The organism is Deinococcus metallilatus, from assembly GCF_004758605.1.
Lineage (GTDB): Bacteria > Deinococcota > Deinococci > Deinococcales > Deinococcaceae > Deinococcus > Deinococcus metallilatus.
In genome coordinates, this window is record NZ_CP038510.1 from 79,989 (window position 1) to 102,431 (window position 22,443).

Sequence of the window (22,443 nt, forward strand, 5' to 3'; positions counted from 1 at the left end):
GCACCGCGCCAACACCTGTCTCTGTGGCGGCGGTCCGAGGGGTGCCCCCTTTCGCCGGTCCTCAGGGCGAATAGGTGCTGGGGAGGCTGGCGGCCCCGAACCAGTACGCTTCGAGCAGGTTCACCAGGTGTAGAAACTCGTCCAGGGTGGCGGGCTTGCTGACATAGGCGTTGGCCTGAAGGGCGTAGGCCTGTTGCACGTCGGCCTCCGCGCTCGACGTGGTGAAGACCACCACCACCAGGGGCGCGAGGGCCGGGTCCGCCCGCAGCGCGGCGAGCACCTCGAAGCCGTTCAGGCGGGGCATGTTGAGGTCGAGCAGGATCAGGTCGGGGAGTTGCCCCCTGTCCTTGGCACCCGCCAGGTGCTCCAGTGCCTCGACGCCGTCCCAGGCGACCTTCAGATGGATTGGGAACGTGGCGGTCTCCAGGGCGGCTTCCAGCAGGAAGACATCGGCGGCGTTGTCCTCCACCAGGAGCAGACGCACGGGATCAGACGGCATCGGGGCTTTCCCCGGGGTCCGGGAGGTGAAAGGTCAAGGCGCTGCCCTGCCCCGGAAGGGACGTGAGGTGGAGGCTTCCCCCGTGCCGCTCGGCGATCTTGCGGCACAGGGCCAGCCCGATGCCGTTGCCGGGGGACTCCTCGCGGCGGCCCAGACGCTGGAACAGGCCGAAGACCTTCTCATGGTATTCGGGGGCGATCCCTGGCCCCTGGTCGCGCACCGTGACGTTCCACGCGCCCGGCACACGTTCGGCGCTGACCTGCACGCAGGGCCTGGGGCCGCCGAAGGTGAGGGCGTTTTTGACCAGGTGCAGCAGCAGGTCACGCAGCCTTGCCGGATCGGCGTGGAGGGTGGGCAGAGCTTCCTCCACCCTGACCTCCGCGCCCGTTTCCTCAATCTGAGGCGCCAGCGTCTCCAGCACGTCCTGAAGCACCTGTCCAAGGGCGATGGGGCGGCGGACGGGCGGCGGGGCCGACAGCAGCGCCGTGTAGGCGTGGAGATCGTGGGTCAGGCTGCGCAGCCGCGCCGTCTCATCCAGCAGGAAGCGGATCATGCGCTCCCCGCCCTGGTCCACCTGATCGCGGTAACGCAGGTGGACCAGTTCCGCGAACTGCGCGATCAGGCGCACCGGTTCCTGCATGTCGTGGGCGATCACGAAGGCGTACTGCCGCCACTCGGCATTGGCACGCTCCAGGGCGGCGTTCAGCTCCCGCACCACGCTCAGCCGTTCGCCCAGGGCCGCCGTCAGGGCACGCTGAAGGTCCTGCGCCTCTTCCAGTTCTCCGGCGTGCCAGGGTTCGGCCCGCCCCCGCACCGTTTCGACGTACGTTTCAAAGGACCGGCGCGGCCCCAGCTTGCCCTTGGCCTGCTCCGGCGTCGCGCCGCCCCAGGCCACCGTCGTGGTGATCGCCGGGCGCAGCCACACCACACCCTCCGACCAGCCGTTCCCAACGCTGACGGCGAGCAGCCCGCTGGCCCGGTCGGTGAAGGCCGCCGCCGGGGGCCACTGTTCGGAGAGCGCGTCGGTGTGAAACAGGGTCCCTTCCCGCGTGCGGAGCCAGGCGAGCAGCGCCTCCACCTGGGCGGGTTCGGGCGTCAGACCCCTGGCCCGCCAGCGCCCCTCGAAGAACACGATCACGCCGCTGGCCCGCATCAGCCCTTCCAGGTCCAGCCCCTCGTCGGCGAAGGTGTCCAGCGGCGCGAGCGAGTGGGCGGCGGCCTCCACCAGCCGGGCATGGCGGGCCTGGAGCCGCGCGCGGAAGGCGTCGGTGTCCGCCCGGGCCTTGACCTGCACCTGGAGGCTCAGCAACCGGCCCAGATATTCGAGCGCCGTGCGCGTCCCGGGGGGCACCACGTAGGCGGTGAGGTGATGGCAGGAGATCAGCCCCCACAGCCGCCCCTCCACCACGATGGACACCGACAGGCTGGACGCCACGCCCATGTTCCGCAGGTACTGGAGGTGCATGGGGGAGGTCGCGCGCAGCACGGCCCCACCCAGCGGCGTGGGCTGGCCGGTCTGGGGGTTCAGCACCGGTTCCAGCGGGACGGGCGCGGCGTGCGTGTCCGCCGTGAGGCGCAGCAGGTGCCGCACATAGAGCGCCCGCGCCTGCGCCGGAATGTCCGACTCGGGAAAGCGGTGTCCCAGGAAGGGCGGCAGGCCCTCCCGGCGGGCCTCGGCGATCACCTCCCCGCTGGCGTCCCGGGCGAAGCGGTAGACCATCACCCGGTCGAAGCCGCTGATCTCCCGCACCAGGGCGGCGGCCTCCCGCGTCAGCTCCGCCAGGGAGGGCGCACTTTCCAGCGCGAACACGGCGTTGCGCAGGGCCTGGGGTCCGGTGGGATCATGCCCCTCGCTGGCCTCGAACTCCAGAATCAGCAGGTCCCCCACCCGGTGCGCGGTCAGGGCCGTGCGGCCGGAGGGCAGGTCCAATGTCGCGCGGTACTGGAGATGGTCGGGCGACCCGGCGGGCAGGGCGGCCAGCAGGGGCTGGAGGGCGGCCTCCGGCAGCAGGGTGGTCAGCGGGTTGCCCCGCAGCGTGTCGGGCGGGTGCCCGAGGTGTGGTCCGGTGTTCGCGCTCACCTGAAGGATCAACTGCGTCCCCGCGTCCACCGTCAGCAGCGCCCCCTGCGGCTGGATGCTGCCGGGAATCTGGATCGGCTCGCGGTCGCAGTTGTCGGGGGTGATCGTCGGCCCGCCCAGGTAGGTCGGCGGCAGCAGGTCCGTCGGCCCGCCGTCCGTCATGCCGGAACCCCGCAGAGGGCGTCCCCGAACGCCTGGAAGGTCTTCTGCGCGCCCCCGATCACCCGCGCCTCGTCGTCCAGCGCGACCTGGCCGTCCAGCGCCTCCCCAAAGGCCTGCCACATCCGCCCGGTGGCCGGGCCATAGCCGTGAAAATAAGCGGAACCGCTTTCCGGCGTGAGGCCGAGGGTCCGCCGCAGGTGCCGGGTGATCACCTGGCCCCCCAGCGTGGCGCCTTCCAGGACGTACAGCGCCCCCAGCGCCTCGGGCACTCCCGCCAGGTGCGGGGAGGCGGGGCGCACCGGCGGCGTGTCCGGCAGCGCGGCCAGGTCACGGAGCAGCAAGGGTTCTTTCAGGCGGAGGTCGATCTCGAAAGGGGCGGGCAGCGGCAGGGTCAGCAGTTGCGCTTCCAGCGGCCCCACCACCGCGTGGAGTTGCCGCAGGAGGCGCGCATAGGCCTCCCGGGACAGGGAAGGCTGCATGACCGGCATCAGGGCTTCGACCTCCTGGTGCTGTCTCTGCGTGGCCTGTTTCAGACGTGACATCAGCATGAGTCTGCTTTGACCCTACCACGCCTTCGCCGGGCCGTCCTGTACCTGCCCGGCGGGGCTCACCTCGCCCCTTTTCGCAGGGGTCTATTCCCACAGGGGAGGCGGAGGTGCTTCCCGGACCACCCCCCATTCCGTAGGAGCGCCTGGAACACCAGGAGCCCCTTCCTGTTTCTGCCCCCGCGCACCCCGCCGTGGTCTGCGGGCCAGAGAGGGCCTTGTTCACAGCGGGCTGGACCTCACAGACAGGCGCCTCGCGTCCAGCGCACGTCGCCCGTGTCGAGGGTCGAGGTGGTCTGACGCTCGCCAAAGCCGACCAGGGCATTCCCCATCCGGTCGTCCCCGTCCGCGATGTGGAAGCTCACGCTGCCGCCCACGCCCTTGTATTCCCCGTTCAGGGTGACTGTGATGCTCGAGCCGCCGTCCCGCTCGTACCAGAAGTACATCATCCAGTTGCCCACCGACGTGGAGCTCCAGGTCACCAGGTCGCGCCCGATGTCGTACCACCGGTTCGTGTCGTTCACATTGATCAGACTGCCCGTGTAGACGTTGTCGATCTTGTTGCTTCCCAGCTTCACGTAGATCTCGGGGTCGCCCCGGACCCAGGGTTCGTGTTTGTCGCGCACGTACACCGATTTGAGCCGTTCCTTGTTGTCACACGACTGGGTCCCCAGGGCACTGCCGGGGGAAACCAGGCCCGCGATCAGGTTCCCCTGCTCGTCCGTCCGTTCGTTCACCCCCACCACCACGACGGGCTGGCTGGGCACTTGCCGGGCGTCCAGCGTGTGGACCTGGCCCGCCGCGTCATATGCGGTCACCGGCGCGAATTCATCCCCGCCCTGGGGCGCCACCGCCACCAGGGGCACCTCGCTCGCGGTGTCCCAGCTTCCCCCCCGCACGGCGACCTGCAACCCGCTGACCTGTGAGGTCACCGCCCGCAGTGCCTGGAGGCGGGCCTCGGTGGACTGGGCGCCTACCCCCTGACCCGCGATCAGGGCTTCGAGTGTCGTTCCGCCCGCCGGTTGGACCGCCAGGGTCCGGTAGAGGGCCTCGCTGTCCCCGTCGAAGCGGAGATTTGCCTGTTGCTGGATGGCCGCGCGGACCTCCGGGTTGGGCAGGGCGCGGGCCAGTTGCCGGGCAAAGGTATGCAGGGCCGCGTTCACTGCCGCGTCGCTGCTGGCGCTCTGCTCCGGGGTCGGCGTGGTGGCACTGGGGGGATTGGCCTGCATGCAGGCGGAGGCGAGCAGGGCGAAAGACAGGCAGGCCAGCGTGAGGTGGGGACGCATAGGAACTCCTGGGTGAGCGTGAGCGATGTCTATCGCTCCGGCAGGGGGGACGACCAGCCGCGATCTCCAGAAAGCCACTTGTTGGACATCCGTAGTGAACCACGCTCGCCCGCAAATAGCAACTGGATGAACAATTCATTGGGGCCGTACGGGGTGGCAGAGGCCGGGAAACCGGGAGCCCTTGGTCCAGCAGGGGTGACCGCCGCTTGCAGAGCGGGCGCCCGCGTCAGGCGGCGGCGCGTTCCCAGGGCATCACCGGCCCCCGCTCGCCACCCGCGTGAATGTCCCTTGGCCCGCCACGTCCAGGTTCTCGATCACCATGCTCGCCGCTCTTTGCCCGGGGCCGATCAGGAAGGTGACGCCGCTCAGGCCCGACGCCGACTCCCCGCGCGGCTGGTAGGTGAACAGGTCGCGGCTGTAGTGCCGCAGCGGGAAGGCCATGTCCTGCGGCCCCTCCAGCAGCGTCAGCACGCCGCCGCGCTCCACCACCTGCACGTCCCCGTAGAAGGGATTGGTGTACGTGCCGACGTAGCTCGCGGGCGGCAGGGCGGGCGCGGGGGTCGCTGGGGGACGGCTGTAGTCGGTGCTCCCCTGCATGGAGGCGAACAGCTCCGCGAAGGCCTGCCGGTACAGGGGGCCCCAGTCACGCTCGGGCTTGCCGTCCAGCGCGATATCCATAAAGGTGTGGGCCAGCGTCTCCGGGACCCCGATGGGCGCGGCGTTCGTCAGGATGACGATACCCAGCCCCGCCGACGGCACCAGCGTGACGTTGGTGGCCGCCCCCAGCGAGAAGGCGCCGGAGTGGCTGAGCCGCACCCGGCCCGCCGTGTCGTAATCGACATCCCAGCCCAGGCCGTAGAAGCCCGCCCGGTCGGTGGCGGGGTTGCCCGGCGGCGAACTCACCACCTCGGGCACGTAGGTTTCGCGCAGGACGTTCGTGGGAATGAGCTGCTGCCCATTGAACTTGCCGCCCGCCAGATGCAGCCGCACCCACTGGGCGAGGTCCCGGACGGTCGAACTCACGCCCCCGGCGGGAGATTCGGTGTCGGGGTCGCGCTGGAATCTGGCGACATATTTGCCGTCCACCAGCACGTGCAGCGAGGCGCGGTCCTTCGCGGCGCGGTAGTCGGCCACCCGCGAACTCGTGGAGGTCATGCCCAGCGGCCGGTAGAGCTTCTCGGCGGCCAGGTCCTCCCAGGCTTTCCCGGCTGCTTTTGCCGCCGCTACGCCCGCCTCGGTCAGGCCGTAGTTGGAGTAGGCGTACTGGCCCCGGAAGCCCTTCGGGAGCGGCAGGTACCGCAGGCGGTAGAGAATCTGGCTGCGGCTGAAGCCCAGGTCCTCCAGCAGGTCGGGGGCGAGTTCGGGCAGGCCGCTGTGGTGCGAGAACAGGTCGCGCAGGGTCACCTCGCGGGTGGCCGCAGGCTCGGAAAGCTCGAAGCCGGGGTCGTGCGCGATCACCGGGTCGTCCCAGCCCACCACCCCCTCACCCACCAGCCGCGCCACCACCGTCGAGGCGATGGGCTTGGACACCGAGGCGATCTGAAACACCGTGTCCGGGTCCACCCGCCCGGGCTGGCCGACCTCGCGCACCCCGAACCCCTTGAGGTAGATCACCCGGTCGTGATCGACGACCGCAATCGCCATGCCGGGAATGCCCCCGGGGCCCGTCGCCTTCAGGGCGTCCTGTTCGAGCCGGGTCAGGGCGGCGGTGAGGTGGGTGGCCGGGGCGGGCTGGGCGGCCGCCGGGAGCGGGGTGGACAGGGTCAGCAGGGCAGCGGTGGCGACGCGGAGGCTCATCCTCATGGCGCTTCCTTTCTTGAGGCTTAGCCGTGTGGGCAGTTCTGCGGCGGGTTGACGCTGAGGACGCCGTTCTGGCCGTCGGCGTAGAAGGCGGAGATGGTCGCCGACTGCGGCTGGCAGCCCTGGGCCCCCGTCAGCACCTTGAAGGTGAGGGAGGCCTGCCCGGCGGGGATGGTGTAGGTGTCGTGTTCGGGGGTGATGCCCGACGTGTCGGACTTGACGGTGAAGGTGGCGTCCACCGGCGTCCGGGAGGCCAGGGTCAGGGTCGCCGTGGCGGTCTGCCCGGCGGTGACCGGGTTGGGGCTGAAGGTGAGCGACTGGGTGTTCACCGGGATGACCGTGGACATGTCCAGGTTCAGCGCCCAGGGCTGGCCGTTCACGTACTGCGAGTAGTGCTGGGTCGTGCCACCACACAACGCCCACGTGCAGTACGGGTTGTTGCCGTTGGGGTCGCTGTCCGACTGGGCGCCCACCACCCAGGTGTCGTTGTAGTAGGCGTTGTCGGTCCCGCTGAGCAGGAGGACGTTTCGCGAAACCTGCGAGTTGATCCAGTGGGTCTGGGTCTGGTACTGGAAGTTCGACTGTGACAGCGTGTTGGGCCCCTGGGGAGCCACCCCCCCGAAGTAGTAGAACCACATGCTGCTGTCGTAGCCGCTGGAGAGGAGGCCGTTGTACGGACTGTTCGAGGCGAACGCCCAGCTCGCGGCGTAGGTGGTGGAGTTGTTGAGGGCCTGCCAGGCGGTGATGGTCTTGCTGACCGAGTCCGAGTAGGTGTATGAGGCGTTCAGCCCCGCATCCTGGCTATACCCGATGCTGAAGGTGGACCCCGTGGTGACGGTCTGGGCATTGTTGACGTTGGCCGGTGAGGAACTCTTGATGAGCAGGCCGCTTCCCGGCGCGAAACTGTGCCCGGCGTCAAAGCGGGTCTGGGTCCAGGCGATCTCGCACTGATCGTTGTAATCACTGCAACTGTCCCGGTTGTTGACGGCGGTGGGACCGGGGTTGGCCGAGCCTTCGCTCGTGACCAGCACGTGCTGAAAGTCTCCCTGGGGGTTGTTGCCCGCGTCCAGGAAAAGCTGAATCGTGTGGGTGGCCGACCAGGAAGCCTGCTGCTGTGGCTGGGCACCGCTGTAGCTGCACCCCCAGACTCTCCCGGGGTAGCACGCCGGGTAGGTTCCGTTGAACACCGGATTCATGTTCTCGGGCAGGAGCGGGTCGTACGGCTTGACCAGTTGATAGGTCACGTTGATCAGGCGCGGCGGGACGGGGGCCGCCGGAGCGTCCTGCGGGAAGACCCCGGAGTTCCTCACCGCCTTGAAGATCTGCCCGGCCGCCTGGCGGTCCGTCTGCGCCCCGGCCGCCGGGTCAACGATGGTGTAGACCAGGCGCCCGCCGGGGCGGCTTTGCCTGACCATGTAAAAGCGGCTGGCCTGCGGGGTCGAGGCCCCGATGAGCCCCCCGAGGCCGTCCTTCTTGTCGTCCTCCGACATGTCCAGGCCGACCACCCACACCCCACTCCGCAGGGCGCGCTGGATCAACGGGTCGTCCCGGAGCTGCCCCCCGGTGAAGCTGTCACCGTCCACGATCACCAGATCGAACTCGCCGGGGTCCGGCTGGGTGTCGCCGCTCACCTGCCGGACCAGGGGCTGGAGCGCCTCGAACACGGGGCTGCTCACCGCGCCGTGGATGAGCGCCCGGGGCGCGTCGGCGGAGGGCGGCGTGTTCCGGCCACAGCCCGTCAGCAGGGCGGCAGTGACCACCGCGCCGAGCGCCAGGCTCAGGGGGGAGTGCCCTGGGCGAGGGCCATGTCGTGAGGAAGAGAAAGTGATCATATGCTGGCCTCCAGGCTGAAATGCTGCCCCGTGTCCGTTCCCCGTCCCTACTCGCTCACGTTCACCTCGTAGTGCTCGGCGCTGGGCGGCGCACTGAGCACCGGCGCGAAGCGCGCGAGCTGCTCGCGGAAGAAGCCGCTGGCCTCGTTCACCCGCATCTGCGCCGCGTCGGTCAGCAGGCGCGCGCCGCAGAAGCCCGCTTGCTCACGCCGCGCCGGGACCAGCGCGGCGCGGAAGATGCCGACGATGTCCCCGCGGCCTTGCCGAATCTGGACGGTAACCACCCTGGCGTGCATCCCTGGCCTCCTCGTGGGGACGGTGAATCTCTCCTCGCGCCCGGTCTGCCGCCCGAACAGCCCGGCGGGGACGGCGACCCTATCGTCGTCCCTTCCTTTCCGGCGAACCCTGGAGTCGGCCCACCCGCCTGAACGCTCCGGGTCAGTGTGCGGGGCCGAACGTGATACGCGCGTGACATGGGGCGGCCCGGAGCGGGCGTCCGTATAACGCTGGGGCGCGCTGCCTGCCGCCGCAAGTCGCCAAGTTCTTCTTGCCCCGCGTCTGCGCCTCCCCCGAAGTTGGCATCAGTGGGCCCTCCCGCAGAGGCGTCGCCTGACGTGGGGACTCGTTCCGCCTGCCCGCTCATGCCCCGTCAGCTTCCGTCCCGCAGGCTGAATCCATGCGCCTGCTGCTGACCTCGCTTCTGCTGGCTCTGCCCGTCGCCTCTGCCGCTGGCCTCACGGGAACCCTCACCGTTCAGGGACACGCGGCAGGCAGCTTCGGCCACCTCTCGGTGCCGGAGTGGACGCCTGCGGGGGGCGCGGCGTGGTCGCCCGACAGCCGCGAAATCTACACGCTGGACACCACCGGGGAACTGCGGCGCTGGCAGGCCGCGACTGGGAGGCCACTGGGCCGTCAGGTGATCGGGGCGCCAGAGGCGGCGGGGGAGGCCCCCGTCCTGAGTCTGCTGGGCTGGAACGGCGAGTTCCTGCAACTGGAAGCGCGGGGCTGGCGGCAGAACCGGCCCGTGCGCCTGCGGTACCTCCTCAACCCCCGGAGCGGGAAGACCTTCCTCAGTGACCCCTGCCCCACCTCGCGGCTGTCCTTGCAGGTCTGCACCCGGGGCGGTCAGGTGCGGGCGCGGGTGGAGGGGCGGGAGATCGTCAAGGTCGGGGGCGGCCGGACCACCCGCCTCCCCCTGCCCGCCGGAGTGAAACCGGTGGCCCTCGCCCTCAGCGACAACGGGGAGCGGCTGGCCCTGCTGGCGATCACGCCCGGGGACCCCTCCGGCCTGCACGGCCCCGCGACCCTGTTCGTCTGGCGGGGCGAGCGGCTCAAGTCGGTCCCGCTGGGTCAGATGCTGCTGGAAGGCACCGCCCCCTCGCTGACCTGGGTGGGGAACGCTTCGGCGGGGTACAGCCTCCTCCTCGCCGTCAACGCCTATGACCGGCAGACGGGCGGGCTGCGGGACGGGCAGTTCCTCGCCCTCTACCGCGAGGACGGCTCAAGGGTGTGGGACCTTTCGCCGCAGGTGGGCTTGCGGGGGGCGTGGCCCTCGCCGGACGGGCAGGCCCTCGTGACCATCCGCCAGGGGAGCGTGCCGGAGGTGCGCCGCCTCTTGGACGGGGAGTTCCTGCGTGGGTTGGGCGAGGCAGTGACGGCCTCCGTTCCCCTGGCCGGGCAGCGGACGCTGGTGGCCCTGGAGCGGGGCGGCGGGGCCGGACGGGTCGCGGTGCTGAGCGGACAGGGCCTCCAGACCGTCGCCCCCATCAACGCGGGTGCCCTCGCTGTCTGGGAGGAGGAACGCTTCGCCTCCGCGCAGGACAATCTGGTCCGCATTCACGACTTCTGGGGCCGGGTGCTGGCGCAGTGGAACGCTGGCGGGAACGTCCAGCGACTCGCCTTCAGTCCCGGCGGCGCGGTGGTGTCCGCCCAGGTCTGGGACCCCCGGAACGGGCAGCAGCGGGTGCAGGCGTGGTCACGGGACGGCCAGCCGCTCAAATTGCCCGCCGGGACCGTCTTTCCCGTCTCCCGCGTCATCCTGAGTGAGGCGAACGACAAGAACGGCCCCGAGAGTGCCTACCGCGAGCGCCTCGCCGCCACCGACCTCACCGGGAAGCCCCTGTGGAAGACGGACTGGCGGTCGGGCGGCTTTGGGCTGGCGGTGTCGGCAGATGGGCACTGGGTGGCCCTGTCCAGCCACGTCCCGGACGCACGCCGCGACCCGGTGGACATGGAGTTCTGGCGGGTGAACACGTCGAGCGGGCAGGCCGGGCCGCCGCTGCGGCTGAAGCCGACCACGACCGATCCCAACTCCGGCCGGGGGATCGCGGCGCTGAGCGCGGAGGGCCGCCTCGCCCTGCTGCGTGAGGGCAGTGGGGACGGATGCGGCTGGGCACTCTACGGGTACACGCTGGCAGACCTGCACACCGGAAAGTGGCTGCCCACGCCGGACGCCCTCGCCCGTGGCTTCAACCGGCAGGGGGGCTGTGGCCGCGCCCTGCCCTCACCTGACGCGGCCTTTGCCCCGGATGGCCGCCTGCTCGTGCGGGACGGCAACAGGCTGACGTGGTGGCAGGTGAGGCCCTGAGCCGAGAACCTCCGGCAGTTGGCTCCGGCTGTTCTGACGGGGTCAGGTTGCCGCTAAGGCAGCCGCAACAGGGCGCGTCTGGCGAGCAGGGTCAGACTTTGGAGGTTGAGTTTGCTGGCGGCGTGGTTGCTGGAGACGGCCATGAACACCAGCAGCGTGTCTCCCTTACGCAGATAGAGGGTGGCGAAGTCCTGCGGCACGCCCGAAGTGGTCTGCGAGGCCCCGCCGCCCGCCGCCTCGTCCCCCACACCGGGCACAGCTTTAACCCCTTTCATGGGGGTCCCCCCCTCCCCTCCGCTCTGGAGGAGTGACAGCAGAGACTTGCCGCCCAGCATCTTCCCGGCCCCGGCGGTGACGCCCAGGCTCAGACCGCCGTCTTTGAAGTCGAAGTTGCAGGTGGGGATGTCCTGATCGGTGGCGGGCTTGGCGGTCACGGTGGGGGCGCCCAGGCTGGACTGCACCTCGCCGGGCGTGAGCAGCTTGCAGGGGTCGGGGGCGGCCAGGGCCAGCGAGTTCAGGGCGAGGGCGGTCAGGACGAGCAGAGGGTTCATGGGCGCTCCTTAAGGGGTGTATCTGTCGGTCAGGTCGAAGGGGTGGCCGCCTCGGTCCTCGTGTCGGAAGCTGTTTCAGGCCTCCAGCCAGGGAGCCGGACGCTGAATCCCCCAGCCGGGTTCATTCCGCCAGCAGGCCAGGCAGGGTGAGCCGGTACTGCTGGGCGAGGCGGGGCAGATCGTTCAGGTGCATCTCCAGGCCGTAGCGGGCGGCCAGGCCGAGGATGGCGGGCACGTCCGGCGGAGCATGCTCGGGGACCAGTGGGGCGAGCTGCTCGAAGTAACGCTCGAAGGGGGCAGGCGCGATCAGTTCCAGAAAACGTACCGGCACATCGCCCAGATTCAGGAAGGTATGCGGCTGGCGGCGCGGTTTGAATACCAGCTCGTCGGGGGAAGCCCGCACCGCCTGTCCGCCGAAGTCCACCGTCAGTTCACCTTCCAGTACGTACGACCACTCGTCCTCGTGGCTGTGGGTGTGGGGCGGCGACCCCAGCGCGCCGACTTCGAGCACATGTTCGAGCAGGGCGAAGGCACCGGCAGTCTGACTCCCGGAAATCAGGGTGGTGACGCTGAGGGCCCCGATGCGGTGGGTGGGGCGGGTCAGGTTGCTGGTCGCCGAAGGCTGGATCATCAGGCTCACTCCTTACGTTCTGTGAGAACGAATGGCGCTGGGGGCCAGGAACACGTTGCCGCGCCTGGCCCCCCTGCTTCAGCCGTTACTTGACCGTCAGTTCCTGGAGCATCCCCATCCGGGCGTGCTCCATGCCGTTCTTGCTGGCCACGAAGCACACCACCGCGTACTGGCCGGGGGTGAGGTTCCAGGTCACGTCCTCGGCCTGGCCGGTGGTGAGCACCTGGGCGAAGACCGAGTGCTCGAAGTCCACCGGGGGCGGCCCGGACTGGTCGCTGCTCATGATGGCGTTCATCACGTCCTGCATCGTCTTGCCGGGCAGCAGCCTGGCGAGCAGCGCGAAGTGCGGCTCCTGACCGGAGTTCATGACGTGCCAGGTGTGGGGGCCTGCCGTCACGTTCGTGGGCAGCACGAAGCGGTAGTCCACCATATTCACGGTGTAGTCGGCTCCCGCAGGCGCGTTGCTCAGTTCCGGACCGGTCACGGTGAGGGGCTTCTCGTAGCCCAGGGAGAGGGCGGTCTTGTGGGTGGCCTCGTCGGCGTCGAGGGAGGCCAGGATGTACGTGCCGGGCGGCAGATGGAGGACCGCCGAGTCACTTTTGCCCGGCTGCACGTCCCCGACCCCGCCCAGCACGTCCACCATCTGACCGAGGTTGTAGTCGGCGTCCTTGGCCGCCATGGTCGCCACGGCGGTTCCGGCGGCCCGGAACTGCGCCTCGGTGACGCCGGGCTTGAGGCGGAAGACCCCCACGTCCACCGGCATCCCGGACGTGTTCTGGAGGTTCACCTGGACGTAGCCCGCCTGCACCGTGGCGGGACCGGCGTAGCCCTGGCCGGTGGCGGTCAGGTTCAGCACAGTCGGGGCCGCCGAGGCCGTGCCGAGGGCGAGGACGAGGGGGGCCAGCAACTGCACGTGGTTCATGCTTCCTCCTGGGACCGCCGGGGCGGCTCGTGGGGTGTCCGGGGATCGCGGCCGAGGTGGGCCTTCAGGTACTCCAGCAGCCCGGCCAGCGAGCCGAAGTACAGGCGCAGACCGCTGCCGACGTGATAGAGGCTGATGTGGCCGCCGTCCGGCGGGGTGGATTCGGTCGACAGGCGCAGCACATACACCTGCTCCTGAGCGTCTGCCATGGGCCTCCTTCCGGGGCGGGGCAAGCCTGAGCGCCAGCCAAGAATGGTGGAGCCACTGGGCGGATGAGGACAGCGGGATTCGCGGCTTCAGCCTCCCGAGGCGGGGCTGGAGCGTGCTCCCGTCCGCCTGTAACCCAGGGTAAGAAAGGCACCATGACCCGCCAGTGACGGCCCGGGCCAAGCGAGCGGAGGCGGCCGCCCGGCACGCCATATCAAAACCGCCCGCGCTGGCCGGGTCATTTCAAAAGGGCCTTCAGGGGCCGGGGGGGTCCAGGCGGCCCAGCAGCCGGGCGGCGAGGGCCCGGCTCTCCGGTTGCTGCTGGAGGCGGGTCAGCACGGCGCGCAGGGCGCCGCTGGCCTGCCACTCACGGTAACGGCGGTAGCAGGTGGCCGCCGAGGGCAGGTGGGCCGGGAAGGGGCGGTGCCAGGCCGCGCCGCTGCTCAGCGCCCAGAGCACGCCGTCCAGCACCGCGCGCGTGTCGCGCCGGGGCCGACCGGTGCCCGGGCCTGTCACCGTCAGCAGTTCCTGCACCTGGGTCCACTGCGCGTCCGTCAGGGGGTGCCAGGCGGGGGGGCCGGACGCCTCCCCCGACAGCAGGGCACGGTGCAGCGGCAGCGCCAGAAAGGCCGCGCGGTGCTCGGGCGGAACGTGCGCGTCGGCCTGACCGAGCAGGCGGTCTTGCGCCGCGGTTCGCGCCTGACCGGCCGCCGGGTCGCCCAGGCGGTCCAGCGCCGCCACCCGGGCCGCCTCGGCCTCGGGCCACGGGAGGTCGGCGGTGCTGTAGGTCCGGAGCAGGGTGCACGCCTGGTCGGCGTGGTCGAGCGCCTCCGCCGCCTGCCCGAGCGCCAGGAGGGCCTGGGCGGCGCGGGTGTGGGCACAGGCCTGAAGGCCGCCGTGGTCCAGGGCCTGCGCCTCGCGGATGGCGGGCCGCGCCGTCGCCAGCGCCTCGTCGGGCGCGGCCCAGCGCGCCTGCCACAGGCGCAGGCGCAAGCGGGTGGTGGCCGGGCCACCCTCGCCCAGCCGTTGCCCGGCCCGGGCGAGGGCCGCCGCCGGATCGCTCCCCGCCAGCGCGCAGGCCCGCACCTCGCTGAGGTGCACCAGCAGCCGTTCGGCGTCGCGGGTGTGCTCGGCCTCCGCGAGTGCCAGCGCGCCGTGGGCCTCGCGGAAGCGGCCCAGGGAAGCCCACAGGTCGGCCAGTGCCGTGTGGGCATAGGCCTGCGGCAGACCGTGCGCCCGGGCCAGGTGCAGGGCCGCCGCCAGGTGGTCTTCCGCCTCGCCGAAGTGGCCGAGCTGTGACAGGGCCGCGCCCAGCTGGGTCCGCACCCGCCGCTCGATATTGGGGGCGCCCTGGAGGTCGCGGCACACCTCCAGCGCCTCCAGAAAGCGCGGCACCGCCTCACGGGCGCGCCCGCCCTGGAGGAGGCTGCCGCCCCAGTTGCCCAGCACGATGGCGCGGTGGTCCTTTTGCCCCAGCGCCGCGAACAGCCGCTCGACCTGGGCGTAGCGCCGGGCGGCCTCCTGGCGGCGGCCCTGGTAGTCCAGCACCAGGGCCAGGTCGTTGATGGTGTCGGCCTGCGCCGAAACCAGGCCCAGTTCCCCGAACATGACCTCCACCTGCGCGTACCCCGCGGCGGCCTCGTCCAGCCGTCCCTGCGACCACAGGCTCAGGGCGACCGTGCCCAGCAGGCGGGCCCGGAGTTCGGGGGCGGCCGTGTCCGCGAGGAGGTCCAGCCCGGCGCGGGCGGTGGCCTCGGCGGCGAGCGGGTCCTGCTGGCGGTGCTGCAACTGCGCGCGGTGGCCGTGCGCCCGTGCGCGCTGCTCCGGCGTGTGGGCCAGCGCCTCCATGCGCGCCACCACCGCCTCGTGCCCGGCGCCGTGGTCGGCTTCCAGCAGCGCCTCCGACTGCTGCTCCAGCGCCCCGAGGGCCGCGCCCGTGTCGCCCGCCGCCTCGAAGGCGCTGGCGGCCTGACCGAACAGCGTCGCCGCCTCGGCCAGCCGGAACTGGCCCACGGCTTCCCGGGCGGCGGCGAGCCAGTGGGGGGCCGCGCGGCGCGGCTCGCCTCCGGCCTGCCAGTGGCCCGCGATCCGCGCGGGGGCGCCCGTGAACGCTTCCAGGGCCGCCGCCGCCCGGCGGTGCAGCAGGGCGCCCAGGGCCGAGGGCAGGCCGCCGAGCACGCCCTCGGCCAGCAGGTCGTGGAGAAAGGCGGCGTCGCGCAGCACCTGGGCGGCCTCCAGCTCCTGCCAGGCGGCGCTCAGCGCCAGCGGCGGCTGGTCCAGCATGGCCGCCGCCGTTTCGGGGCCGAAGTCCACCCCCAGCACCGCCGCCGCCCGGGCCAGGTTCAGGGCCGCCGAGGAGAGGTGTTCCAGCCGCTGGCCGAGCAGGCTTCCGAGCCGGGAGGGCTGGCCTGCCGCGTCACCCGAGGTGAGCAGGTGCCGGGCCGTTTCCAGCACCATCAGCGGATTGCCCCCGGACGCCAGCGCGATGGCCTCGCCCTGCCCCCGCAGCTCCGGCACCTCCAGGCTGCCCACCAGGTCCATCACCTGCGCGGCCGTCAGCGGCGTGAGGGTCAGCCGCACGGCCAGGCCCGCGGAGACGAGGTCCCCGAGCCGCCGCTCCAGCGCCGGGGCCAGCTGGCCGCTGCGGTAGACGTGGATGGTGCGCAGGGGCGCCCCGGCCTTCCCCCACAGCGCCGAGAGGCTGTGTTCGCCCGCCTCGACGCTGGCCTGGTCCACGAATTGCAGGTCGTCGAGCGCCACCACCCGCAGGCCCGCCGCCGCTGCCAGCAGCAGCACCTCGGTCTTGGCCTGATAGAAGCGCAGCCGCTGCGAGTCCTCCGTGATCGGCGGGGGGGGCTCGCCCAGCTCGGGCACGATTCGCGCCAGTTCCCGCCGCACCCAGGGCGGCAGGTCCAGCCCCGGAAACGCCCGCAGCAGCGCGCGGTAGGTCCGGGCATGGGTGCTGTACGGCACCAGCCGGTCTCCGGGCCGACCCTCGAAGACCACCGCGCCGCCGTGGGCCGCCACGAAGTCGTGCATCAGCCGCGACTTGCCCACCCCCGGCTCGCCTTGCAGGAGGATACCCTGGCCCTCGTCCCAGGCCCGCTGCATCGCCTGCCAGACCTCGTCCCGGCCGATCAGGCGCGGCGGGCGCTGCACCGACAGCGGGAGGACCGCCGCGCGCTGCACCGGCACCCGGCCGCGCTCCACCTCGCGTGCCAGGGCGACCGTCTCGGGGCTGGGGTCCAGGCCCATCTCCCGCCGCAGCAGCGCCTGGCAGCGGTGGTAGGCCGCCAGGGCCGCGGCCCGGTCGCCGTGCAGGTGAGAGAGGCGCATCTGGAGGCGCCAGAGTTCCTCGCTGAGGGGGTCGAGGTCCAGCAGCACCGCGCAGAGGTCGAGGGCGGCGCGCAGCTCGCCCGCCTGCTGCGCCTCCTCCAGTTCGGCGCGCAGTTCCCGCAGCCGGGCGGTGCGCTGGCGCTCCCGGACCGCCAGCAGCCAGTCGCTCAGGTCGGGCAGGTCCCCGTACTCGTGGCCGTCCAGCAGGGCCAGCGCCTCGGTGGGAGCCAGCGGCCCGGACAGGCAGAGCCGCGCGTCACCCCCGACCCGGGGCAGACCGGGCAGCAGGCGCAGGCGGCGCAGCATCTGGCTGAGGTTGTTGCGGGCCGTGGCCTCGGCCACCTCGGGCCAGAGCAGCCCCGCGAGCCGTGAGCGCGAGGTGGGCCCTTCCAGCGAGAGCACCGCGACCAGCGCCGCCGTCCGGCGATCCAGCCGGGCGAGCGCGGGCGGGGGCGCAGCACGCCGCGTGGCTTCAGCGTCCATGCATCAGTGTAGGGGGAGCGGTCACGCCGCGAAAGCGCCGGTCCTCCGGCCGCTCTCTCCCCTGGGCTCATTTGGGGTACGTTGGCTGCGGCCGGGCCTGCGCGGCAGGAGACTTGTGAATGTCGGCTGACCGCTGGAGGGGGAGGACATGGCAGGAGATGGGGAGACGGGGGCGCAGCATCAGGACATCTCGGCGGACCGGGCCGGGACGGTCAGCGAGCGTCCCTGGGGGGAAACGCCGGATGGCCGGAGCATCACCCTCTATGAATTGGAGACACCGGGCGGCCTGCGGGCCGGGATCATGACCTACGGCGGCGTGCTGGTCCGCCTGTTCACTCCCGACCGGCACGGCCTCCCCGGCGACATCGTTCTCGGACATGACCGCCCGGAACCGTACTTTGACCGGACCTCGTCCCCGTTCTTCGGTGCCCTGATCGGCCGCTACGCCAACCGGATTGCCGGGGGCCGCTTCACCTTGCAGGGCCGGACCTACCAGCTCGCACAGAACGACGGCCCCAACGCGCTCCACGGGGGCGAGCGGGGGTTCGACCAGCGCCTGTGGGACGGACACGCCTTTGTCGGGGAGGACGGCCCCGGCGTGATGCTGACCTACCTCAGCCCCGACGGGGAGGAAGGCTATCCCGGCAACCTGGCCGTTCGGGTGACCTATACCCTCACGCTGGCCGGTGCCCTGCGAATCGATTACGCCGCCACCACCGACGCCCCGACCCCTGTGAACCTCACCAACCACACCTACTGGAACCTCACCGGCAACGCTGGCCGGGACATCCTCGGTCACGAGTTGACCGTGCAGGCGGAGGCCATCACGCCGGTCGACGCTGGCCTGATTCCCACCGGTGAACTGAGGGAGGTCGCGGGAACGCCCTTCGACTTCCGGGAAGCGCGGCGGATCGGGGCGCGCGTGGACGAGGGCGACGAGCAGCTGCGGTACGCGGGAGGTTACGACCATAATTTTGTGCTGCGTGGCGGAGCGGCGCTCCACCCGGCGGCGAGGCTGTATGACCCGGCAACGGGACGGCAGGTGGAGGTCAGCACGACCGAACCGGGCCTCCAGGTGTACTCCGGGAACTTTCTGGACGGCCGCATCACCGGGAAGGGCGGACAGCGGTACGGGCACCGCTGGGCGGTGTGTCTGGAAGCGCAGCACTTCCCCGATTCCCCCAACCAGCCGCAGTTTCCACCAGCGGTGCTCCTGCCCGGCCAGCACTTCTCTTCCCGCACCGTCTACGCCTTCTCCACGCGCTGACACCCGCTCCTGTCCGGCCACACTGGCAGCGTGAGCGTGGCCGCAGGTCGGTGTCACTCATGAAGCCGCTCCGACGCCGGAGCCCTCCCCGGGTAAGTCGCGGGGTCGCCCCGCCGGGAGAAGTCTTCCAGCGCCCACCCCACCGGGCGAAGGTGGTCAGGCCCCGGAATACTGCTCGTCGGTGACGTGTTCCAGCCAGTCCACCGCCTTGCCGTCCAGTTCTTCCTGAATGGCGATGTGGGTCATGGCGGCCTGCGGTGCGGCGCCGTGCCAGTGCTTCTCGCCAGGTGGGAACCACACCACGTCCCCGGGGTGAATCTCCTCGATGGGGCCGCCCTCGCGCTGGACCAGGCCACGGCCACCGGTGACGATGAGCGTTTGGCCAAGTGGGTGCGTATGCCAGGCCGTCCGTGCGCCCGGCTCGAAGGTCACGCTTGAGCCTGTAGCGCGGGCGGGCGCTTCGGTCTGAAGCAGCGGGTCAATCCGCACGTTGCCGGTAAACCACTCCGCTGGCCCCTTCCCGGAGGCGCGTGTCCCACTTCGGATGATGTTCATCGTCTTACTCCTTGACCGCGTTATCTTCCCGCCCACTTTTCGAGTTCCGCTGGATATCCGGCTCCCTGCATTTCTCAGTGTGCGCCGCATCCGCCGAGCTCGCCAACGGTGGCTCTTCCTTAAACCACCCCTTACTCTCGTGGGAAAGTGCCCGCCGCTGGCGGAATCCTGGGGCCTGACTTCATCGTTCCAGCTCAAGGCCCTCATCCGGGGGCCTTCAGATGAGGTATGCGTCTTCCTGCTCTCCGGCAAGCGGGGTTGTCTGCGGGCCTGCTCGGTCTCCTGCTGCCTTCCTGTGCCATCGTCCGGCAGCCGGACACCTCCAGCCCCAACGCCGGATTGACCCTTCCTCCCGGTTTTCAGGTGACTGTCTATGCGGACGGGATGAAAAAGCCGCGTCTGATGGCCCTGGCTCCGAATGGCGACCTGTTCGTGAGCGACAGCGCGGCGGGCCGGGTGTATGTGCTGCCCGACCGTGACGCGAATGGACAGGCCGATGGGCGCGAGGTCTTCGCGGAGGGCCTCAACGAGCCGCACGGCCTGGCGTTTCACGGCGGTTTCCTGTATGTGGCGGACACCGACAGCGTGGTGCGCTTCCGCTACACCCCGGGCGATCTGAGGGCGGCCGCCGCGCCGGAAAAAATCCTTGACCTGCCGACCGGGGGGCGGCACACGACACGGACGCTGGTGTTCGGGCCGGACGACCGGATGTATGTGGCGGCGGGCAGCAGTTGCAACGTGTGCGAGGAGAGTGACCCCCGGCGGGCCGCCGTGTGGGTTTATGACGCCGACGGGCAACATGGCCGCCCCTTTGCCACGGGACTGCGGAACGCCGTGGGCCTGGAATGGTTCGGCGGGGCGCTCTACGCCACGGCCAACGGGCGGGACCTGTTGGGCAACGACCTGCCCCCGGAAGCCTTTTTCCGCCTGCGTGACGGTGGGAATTACGGCTGGCCCTACTGCTACCCCCTGAACGGCAGGCAGGTCTGGGACGAGGCCTTCGGCAAGAAGAACCAGGCGTACTGCGACGCGGCGGAGCCCGCCTTCGCCACCACCACCGCCCACGCCGCACCCCTGGGATTGGCGTTCTACACCGGTACGGCCTTCCCGAACGAGTACCGGGGCCTGATGTTCGTGGCCCTGCACGGCTCGTGGGACCGTGAACCGAAGTCGGGATACAAGGTCATCACGGTCAACCCCCAGACCGGCGAGGTGCGGGATTTCCTGACCGGCTTTCTGAAGGGACTGACGACCACCGGCCGCCCGGTGGACCTCCAGGTCGCGCCCGATGGTGCCCTCTTCCTTACGGATGACGGGAATGGCCTGATCTACCGTATCAGCTACGTCCCAGGCCATCCTTGACGCTGGGACGTGGCCGGGGCCTCTGGGTGCGAATGGTCTTCATTCCTCCGTTTCGAGGGACTGCGCGATGCGCTTGGCCTGCTCGAAGGCGTACTGTCCCAGAAAACCCGCATCCCGGCGCCTGAGCTGTTCGCCGTGGTCCCGCAGCCCCGCGAGCCTCAGCCGCGAGGGTGGGGAATAGGGCACGTTCGCATTCTGGCAGGCACACCACACGGCGGGGCGGAAGATGGCCTCCGTGTAGTCGAACACGAGCTGGAGGGCCTGCTCGGTCAGCCCACCGGGCCGAAAGCGAAACGCTCTTAACGTTAAGAGCAGGTTCGGCCGACCCCAACGGGCGCGGCTCACATCCCGGTTCCCTCTTCCACCAGCAGCCCGCTGAGGGCCTCGATGTGACGGACCAGGGCGCTGTGGTCTTCCCCGGTTCGCCCGCTGTCCCCCGCCGCATACTCGGCATAGAGCTGGCGGGCCAGCGTGGTGAGCGGCAGCGCGGCGCCGACCTCCGCCGCCACTTCGAGCACGGTGTCCAGGTCCTTGAGCTGGGTGGCGACCGTTCCACCGGGGATGAAGTTGCGTTCCAGCATCCGCGCCCCGTGTTCGGTCAGGATGCGGCTCTGGCAGAAGCCGCCCAGGATGGCCTCGCGCACCTGCGCCGGGTCGGCCCCACCTGCGCGGGCCAGCGTCAGCCCCTCGGCGACCGCGCCGATGGTCACGCCCACGATGGCCTGGTTGACCAGCTTGGCGAGCTGCCCGCTGCCCAGCGGCCCAACCCGGGTGACCCGCCCCAGCACGTCCAGCACCGGCCGGGCCTCGTCGATCCACTCCTGCGGCCCGCCCGCCATGATCGCCAGCTCGCCGCGCGCCGCGCCAGCCGTCCCGCCGCTGACCGGGGCATCCAGAAACCGCAGCCCCAACGCCTGTGCCCGCGTGCCCAGGTCACGGGCCGTGGCCGGGTGAATGCTGCTCATGTCAACGAACAGCGTACCCGGGCGCGCGGCGGCGAAGGCTCCACCCAGCAGCACCTCGGTGACCACGCCGCCGTTGGGCAGCAGGGTGATGATCCGTTCGCCTTCTGCTGTGGCCTCGGCGGCACTGCCCGCGACTCTGGCCCCCAGTTCCCCCAGCGCCGCCAGACTCGCGGCGGAGCGGTTGTACACGGTGAGAGGAAACCCGGCGCGCAGCAGGTTCTCAGCGACCGGGCGGCCCATCCGGCCGGTGCCGATCAGGGCCAGGTGGGGAAGGGGAGGAGAGCCGGAGGAACCGCGGGGAGAGGCAGCCATGCGTGAGTCTCCCGCTGGGCAGCCGGGCAGGCGCGGCCCTGCACAGACAGGGTGCTCGCTGGCCCTGGGAGACGTTGGCCTGGGCACCGAAGGCTGGACCGCCGGGAGCCACGGCGGCGCGTCTGGCGGGACGCCTTCAGGGCTGGGACAACCCTTCCGTTCTGCCTGCCGTCAGGCGCCCGACAAAGGCCCGCATGGCCTCGAAGGTCCGTTCCGGTTGCTCCCGGTGAGGGGTATGGGCGCAGTCCGGCAGCATCAGGGCCTCGGCGGGTCCCCCCGTTCGCTGCACGATGGCCTGTACCTGGGCGGATGTACCGTACTGGTCCTCTTCGCCCTGGATCACCAGCAGCGGCACGGTGATGCCCGGCAAATATTCCTCGATGTTCCACCTCTCGAAGTCGGGGGAGAGCCATACGTCGTTCCAGCCCCGGAAGGCGTTGTCCACGTCGCGGTGGTGCCGGGCGAGCCTTGCACGCAGGTCCGTATGTTCATAAGCCTCCTTCGCCTCCGCGATGGACGCCACACTCAGGTCCTCATTGAAGACGTGGGCCGCCTCGGTGATGACCCCCAGGAGGCCTGGGCGGGGCGCGCCGCCCGCATTGATCAGCGCGATGCTGCCGCCGTCCGAGTGGCCGATCAGGAGATGTTCCCTCACCCCGAACTGTTCCAGCAGTTCCGGCAGTACCTCCAGGCCCTCGTGGTGCATGTAGCGGGTGGGGCGGGGGAGGGGAACGGGGCCGCTCTGCCCGTAGCCCGCGCGGCTGTAGACCAGCGCGCCGCAGCCGGTGGCCTCCGCGAGGCGCCGGGGGAAGTCGCGCCAGAGGGAGGCGCTGCCCAGGCCCTCGTGCAGAAAGACCAGCGTGGGCGCCTCGGCGGGGGAGGGACCGTGCCACTGCACCTCAAGCGGGTGGCCGCCGATGACAGGCTGATGGGCGGCTTCGGGAAGGTCACCTTGACTTGACAGGGCCATGAACCCAGCGTAACATCAACATACCCACGAGTATGTAAGTCTCCGTCTGCGTCCCGGCATCTGTAGCGTACCCAGACCCCGCCCCACTTCC

The 22,443-nt window shown here is 70.8% G+C and carries 19 protein-coding genes; 3 read left to right on the plus strand and 16 right to left on the minus strand.

Annotated features, from left to right (window positions below):
- Positions 1-61: 61 nt before the first annotated feature.
- The 7 genes from E5F05_RS00335 to E5F05_RS00365 form a co-directional block, all read right to left on the minus strand.
- The gene (locus E5F05_RS00335) at positions 62-499 is read right to left on the minus strand and encodes a response regulator (protein WP_129117400.1); all 438 of its coding nucleotides are present in this window, start codon (positions 497-499) and stop codon (positions 62-64) included.
- Positions 489-2,741 (minus strand): ATP-binding protein, encoded by a 2,253-nt coding sequence (locus E5F05_RS00340; protein WP_129117401.1) that lies wholly within the window; start codon positions 2,739-2,741, stop codon positions 489-491. Before E5F05_RS00340 ends, E5F05_RS00335 begins: the two co-directional genes overlap by 11 nt.
- Positions 2,738-3,283 carry a biliverdin-producing heme oxygenase gene (locus E5F05_RS00345; protein ID WP_241687036.1) on the minus strand — a complete coding sequence of 182 codons (546 nt, stop codon included), beginning with the start codon at positions 3,281-3,283 and terminating at the stop codon, positions 2,738-2,740. The genes E5F05_RS00340 and E5F05_RS00345 overlap by 4 nt, the downstream gene beginning before the upstream one ends.
- A gap of 242 nt (positions 3,284-3,525) precedes the next feature.
- Positions 3,526-4,572 (minus strand): DUF3103 family protein, encoded by a 1,047-nt coding sequence (locus E5F05_RS00350; RefSeq protein WP_129117403.1) that lies wholly within the window; start codon positions 4,570-4,572, stop codon positions 3,526-3,528.
- 252 nt (positions 4,573-4,824) lie between these two features.
- Complete coding sequence (locus E5F05_RS00355; RefSeq protein ID WP_129117404.1) at positions 4,825-6,375, minus strand: serine hydrolase; 1,551 nt, start codon at positions 6,373-6,375, stop codon at positions 4,825-4,827.
- A gap of 20 nt (positions 6,376-6,395) precedes the next feature.
- Positions 6,396-8,204: a hypothetical protein gene (locus tag E5F05_RS21805; RefSeq protein WP_129117405.1), complete on the minus strand. Its 1,809-nt coding sequence runs from the start codon at positions 8,202-8,204 to the stop codon at positions 6,396-6,398.
- A 47-nt stretch (positions 8,205-8,251) separates the two neighbouring features.
- Positions 8,252-8,500, minus strand: coding sequence for a hypothetical protein (locus tag E5F05_RS00365; protein ID WP_129117406.1), 249 nt, complete (start codon positions 8,498-8,500; stop codon positions 8,252-8,254).
- Between the two features lie 380 nt (positions 8,501-8,880).
- Between E5F05_RS00365 and E5F05_RS00370 the strand changes: the two genes are divergently transcribed.
- Positions 8,881-10,791, plus strand: a complete 1,911-nt coding sequence (locus E5F05_RS00370) for a WD40 repeat domain-containing protein (RefSeq protein ID WP_129117407.1) — start codon at positions 8,881-8,883, stop codon at positions 10,789-10,791.
- Positions 10,792-10,844: 53 nt separating this feature from the next.
- Here E5F05_RS00370 and E5F05_RS00375 read toward each other — a convergent pair whose 3' ends face one another.
- From E5F05_RS00375 to E5F05_RS00395, 5 genes are all read right to left on the minus strand, one after another.
- Entirely contained in the window at positions 10,845-11,342 is a 498-nt protein-coding gene (locus E5F05_RS00375) for a hypothetical protein (protein WP_129117408.1), read from the minus strand.
- A gap of 121 nt (positions 11,343-11,463) precedes the next feature.
- Positions 11,464-11,973 (minus strand): cupin domain-containing protein, encoded by a 510-nt coding sequence (locus E5F05_RS00380; RefSeq protein WP_129117409.1) that lies wholly within the window; start codon positions 11,971-11,973, stop codon positions 11,464-11,466.
- A gap of 85 nt (positions 11,974-12,058) precedes the next feature.
- Positions 12,059-12,895, minus strand: coding sequence for a hypothetical protein (locus E5F05_RS00385; RefSeq protein ID WP_129117410.1), 837 nt, complete (start codon positions 12,893-12,895; stop codon positions 12,059-12,061).
- A complete protein-coding gene (locus E5F05_RS00390) occupies positions 12,892-13,104 on the minus strand; it encodes a hypothetical protein (RefSeq protein ID WP_129117411.1) in 213 nt (70 codons plus the stop codon). Before E5F05_RS00390 ends, E5F05_RS00385 begins: the two co-directional genes overlap by 4 nt.
- 253 nt (positions 13,105-13,357) lie before the next feature.
- Positions 13,358-16,921 carry a transposase gene (locus E5F05_RS00395; protein WP_138223645.1) on the minus strand — a complete coding sequence of 1,188 codons (3,564 nt, stop codon included), beginning with the start codon at positions 16,919-16,921 and terminating at the stop codon, positions 13,358-13,360.
- A 148-nt stretch (positions 16,922-17,069) separates the two neighbouring features.
- Between E5F05_RS00395 and E5F05_RS00400 the strand changes: the two genes are divergently transcribed.
- Positions 17,070-18,188 carry an aldose epimerase family protein gene (locus E5F05_RS00400; protein WP_129117077.1) on the plus strand — a complete coding sequence of 373 codons (1,119 nt, stop codon included), beginning with the start codon at positions 17,070-17,072 and terminating at the stop codon, positions 18,186-18,188.
- A 156-nt stretch (positions 18,189-18,344) separates the two neighbouring features.
- Here E5F05_RS00400 and E5F05_RS00405 read toward each other — a convergent pair whose 3' ends face one another.
- Positions 18,345-18,743, minus strand: coding sequence for a (R)-mandelonitrile lyase (locus E5F05_RS00405; protein ID WP_129117078.1), 399 nt, complete (start codon positions 18,741-18,743; stop codon positions 18,345-18,347).
- A 228-nt stretch (positions 18,744-18,971) separates the two neighbouring features.
- On the opposite strand from E5F05_RS00405, the gene E5F05_RS00410 reads away from it, so the two are divergent.
- Entirely contained in the window at positions 18,972-20,105 is a 1,134-nt protein-coding gene (locus E5F05_RS00410; RefSeq protein ID WP_129117079.1) for a PQQ-dependent sugar dehydrogenase, read from the plus strand.
- Positions 20,106-20,144: 39 nt separating this feature from the next.
- Here E5F05_RS00410 and E5F05_RS00415 read toward each other — a convergent pair whose 3' ends face one another.
- The 3 genes from E5F05_RS00415 to E5F05_RS00425 form a co-directional block, all read right to left on the minus strand.
- Positions 20,145-20,354, minus strand: a complete 210-nt coding sequence (locus tag E5F05_RS00415) for a hypothetical protein (RefSeq protein ID WP_129117080.1) — start codon at positions 20,352-20,354, stop codon at positions 20,145-20,147.
- A gap of 92 nt (positions 20,355-20,446) precedes the next feature.
- Entirely contained in the window at positions 20,447-21,382 is a 936-nt protein-coding gene (locus E5F05_RS00420; RefSeq protein WP_129117081.1) for an NAD(P)-dependent oxidoreductase, read from the minus strand.
- A 136-nt stretch (positions 21,383-21,518) separates the two neighbouring features.
- Positions 21,519-22,352, minus strand: a complete 834-nt coding sequence (locus E5F05_RS00425; RefSeq protein WP_129117082.1) for an alpha/beta fold hydrolase — start codon at positions 22,350-22,352, stop codon at positions 21,519-21,521.
- Positions 22,353-22,443: the final 91 nt, after the last annotated feature.

What these genes read in the sequence shown, in the direction of transcription:
- E5F05_RS00365 (WP_129117406.1), bottom strand. Translation starts at nt 8,500, where the DNA reads ATGCACGCCAGGGTGGTTACCGTCCAGATTCGGCAAGGCCGCGGGGAC.
- E5F05_RS00410 (WP_129117079.1), top strand. Translation starts at nt 18,972, where the DNA reads ATGCGTCTTCCTGCTCTCCGGCAAGCGGGGTTGTCTGCGGGCCTGCTC.
- E5F05_RS00375 (WP_129117408.1), bottom strand. Translation starts at nt 11,342, where the DNA reads ATGAACCCTCTGCTCGTCCTGACCGCCCTCGCCCTGAACTCGCTGGCC.
- E5F05_RS00425 (WP_129117082.1), bottom strand. Translation starts at nt 22,352, where the DNA reads ATGGCCCTGTCAAGTCAAGGTGACCTTCCCGAAGCCGCCCATCAGCCT.
- E5F05_RS00335 (WP_129117400.1), bottom strand. Translation starts at nt 499, where the DNA reads ATGCCGTCTGATCCCGTGCGTCTGCTCCTGGTGGAGGACAACGCCGCC.
- E5F05_RS00400 (WP_129117077.1), top strand. Translation starts at nt 17,070, where the DNA reads ATGGCAGGAGATGGGGAGACGGGGGCGCAGCATCAGGACATCTCGGCG.
- E5F05_RS00395 (WP_138223645.1), bottom strand. Translation starts at nt 16,921, where the DNA reads ATGGACGCTGAAGCCACGCGGCGTGCTGCGCCCCCGCCCGCGCTCGCC.
- E5F05_RS00385 (WP_129117410.1), bottom strand. Translation starts at nt 12,895, where the DNA reads ATGAACCACGTGCAGTTGCTGGCCCCCCTCGTCCTCGCCCTCGGCACG.
- E5F05_RS00380 (WP_129117409.1), bottom strand. Translation starts at nt 11,973, where the DNA reads ATGATCCAGCCTTCGGCGACCAGCAACCTGACCCGCCCCACCCACCGC.
- E5F05_RS00390 (WP_129117411.1), bottom strand. Translation starts at nt 13,104, where the DNA reads ATGGCAGACGCTCAGGAGCAGGTGTATGTGCTGCGCCTGTCGACCGAA.
- E5F05_RS00345 (WP_241687036.1), bottom strand. Translation starts at nt 3,283, where the DNA reads ATGTCACGTCTGAAACAGGCCACGCAGAGACAGCACCAGGAGGTCGAA.
- E5F05_RS00405 (WP_129117078.1), bottom strand. Translation starts at nt 18,743, where the DNA reads ATGAACATCATCCGAAGTGGGACACGCGCCTCCGGGAAGGGGCCAGCG.
- E5F05_RS00355 (WP_129117404.1), bottom strand. Translation starts at nt 6,375, where the DNA reads ATGAGGATGAGCCTCCGCGTCGCCACCGCTGCCCTGCTGACCCTGTCC.
- E5F05_RS00420 (WP_129117081.1), bottom strand. Translation starts at nt 21,382, where the DNA reads ATGGCTGCCTCTCCCCGCGGTTCCTCCGGCTCTCCTCCCCTTCCCCAC.
- E5F05_RS00370 (WP_129117407.1), top strand. Translation starts at nt 8,881, where the DNA reads ATGCGCCTGCTGCTGACCTCGCTTCTGCTGGCTCTGCCCGTCGCCTCT.
- E5F05_RS21805 (WP_129117405.1), bottom strand. Translation starts at nt 8,204, where the DNA reads ATGATCACTTTCTCTTCCTCACGACATGGCCCTCGCCCAGGGCACTCC.
- E5F05_RS00350 (WP_129117403.1), bottom strand. Translation starts at nt 4,572, where the DNA reads ATGCGTCCCCACCTCACGCTGGCCTGCCTGTCTTTCGCCCTGCTCGCC.
- E5F05_RS00340 (WP_129117401.1), bottom strand. Translation starts at nt 2,741, where the DNA reads ATGACGGACGGCGGGCCGACGGACCTGCTGCCGCCGACCTACCTGGGC.